Annotated in this window: 2 protein-coding genes; both read left to right on the forward strand. The window is 37.0% G+C overall.

What is annotated here, in order from left to right:
* The first annotated feature begins 241 nt into the window (after positions 1–241).
* Positions 242–1,276: a UDP-glucose 4-epimerase GalE gene (gene galE, locus I6E24_RS16050; RefSeq protein WP_204403642.1), complete on the forward strand. Its 1,035-nt coding sequence runs from the start codon at positions 242–244 to the stop codon at positions 1,274–1,276.
* A gap of 196 nt (positions 1,277–1,472) precedes the next feature.
* Complete coding sequence (locus I6E24_RS16055; RefSeq protein WP_235329695.1) at positions 1,473–1,946, forward strand: DUF456 domain-containing protein; 474 nt, start codon at positions 1,473–1,475, stop codon at positions 1,944–1,946.
* Positions 1,947–2,037: the final 91 nt, after the last annotated feature.

The raw sequence follows: 2,037 nt of genomic DNA on the forward strand, positions 1-2,037 counted from the left end.
AAGCGGAACTGAACAAAGTACAATATCAAATTAATGATAGACCGCGTAAAAAACTAGGGTTTTCAACCCCCAAAATCGAGTTTTATAAAAGTATTTGCTAATTTTGCACTTGCCACTTGACTCTACATACCGGATTTTTTTGTATGTTTTCCTTTGATTTGAATCAATTCTGAATTTTATTTATTATTTTTGCTCAAAATAATTCTTAAACATATATACAATAGCTATAAAACATTTAATTATGAAAAAAAGAATTCTTGTGACTGGAGGAACTGGATATATCGGTTCACATACAGTAGTAGAGTTGCAAAACAGCGGTTATGAAGTAATCATTGTTGATAATCTATCAAACTCAAGAGCAGATGTAGTTGACAGCATCGAACAGATTACAGGTATCCGTCCTGCATTCGAGAAAGTTGACTGTCTTGACTACGAAGGTATGGATGCAGTTTTCACTAAATATCCAGGTATAGAAGGTATTATTCATTTTGCGGCAAGCAAGGCTGTTGGCGAATCTGTACAGAAACCTTTGCTTTACTATCGCAACAATATCGTTTCATTAATCAATATTCTTGAGCTCATGCCTAAGCATGGTGTAAAAGGAATCATCTTCTCATCATCATGTACAGTATATGGTCAGCCTGACGTATTGCCTGTAACAGAAGCAGCTCCAATCAAGAAGGCAGAATCTCCATATGGTAATACTAAACAGATAAACGAAGAAATCATTGACGATACAATAGCTTCCGGTTCTCCTATCAAGGCTATCAAGCTTCGTTATTTCAATCCGATAGGCGCACATCCGTCTGCACTTATCGGTGAATTGCCAAATGGAGTTCCACAGAACCTTATCCCATATCTTACTCAGACTGCTATGGGTATCCGCGAAAAACTTAGTGTATTTGGTGATGATTATGATACTCCTGACGGCTCATGTATCCGCGACTACATTTATGTAGTGGATTTGGCTAAGGCTCATGTAATAGCAATGAACCGTATCCTTGAAGGTAAGCAGAAAGCATCCGCAGAAGTGTTCAACGTAGGTACAGGTCGCGGTTTGTCAGTACTTGAACTTATCAATGCGTTTGAGTCATCTACTGGTGTTAAGTTGAACTATCAGATTGCTCCTCGTCGTGCAGGTGATATCGTTAAGGTTTGGGCAGATCCTTCATACGCTAACAATGAATTGGGCTGGAAAGCTGAAACTTCTATCGAAGACACACTGCGTTCTGCATGGAACTGGCAGGTACACTTGCGCGAAAAAGGCATTATGTAATTAAGAAATATATATTTGACAACGTAATAAAACTATATAATTACATGACTGTATGTGAATATGGGTATGTAAGTCTGTGTTTTTCACAGATACAAATAGTAGTTTTGTCGTGTTTTATTTTGTGTTTGTGTTGTGGCTGTTCTTCGACGTGAGTCGGGGAGCAGCTTTTTTTGTAACATGCTTAAATTTTTCTGATATGGATATATTATTGATAATCCTTGCCTCATTATTTATGTTAGTCGGCTTGTTGGGATGTATTCTTCCTGCACTTCCAGATCCACCTTTGTCATATATAGGTTTTCTATTACTCCATTTCACTGATAAAATACAGTTTTCTGCTACCCAAATCATAGTTTTACTCCTTTTGGTTATAATAGCTCAGATTATAGACTATTTTATTCCGGTGCTTGGAAGTAAATACAGCGGTGGAACCAAATGGGGTAGTTGGGGAGCGTTCATTGGTTCTGTTATAGGATTGTTTTTTCTTCCGTGGGGATTAATTCTTGGGCCGTTTTTGGGAGCAATGGTCGGTGAACTATTCGGAGATGCAGACATTAAGTCCGCATTGCGTTCAGGTGCAGGCGCTCTTTTGGGATTTCTATTAGGTACAGTAATGAAACTTGCTTTATGCATGTATTTTATTGTACTTCTTGTACGTTCATTTATATAATTAATGCACTTTTTGTTATCATAAAGCGTGTTTTATATACTTTGAACTGATATAAATCAAGAAAACTATATTTTTTGATAAAAACATGTTC

The organism is Bacteroides caecigallinarum, assembly GCF_021530995.1.
GTDB lineage: Bacteria > Bacteroidota > Bacteroidia > Bacteroidales > Bacteroidaceae > Phocaeicola > Phocaeicola faecigallinarum.

What these genes read in the sequence shown, in the direction of transcription:
- galE (WP_204403642.1), top strand. Translation starts at nt 242, where the DNA reads ATGAAAAAAAGAATTCTTGTGACTGGAGGAACTGGATATATCGGTTCA.
- I6E24_RS16055 (WP_235329695.1), top strand. Translation starts at nt 1,473, where the DNA reads ATGGATATATTATTGATAATCCTTGCCTCATTATTTATGTTAGTCGGC.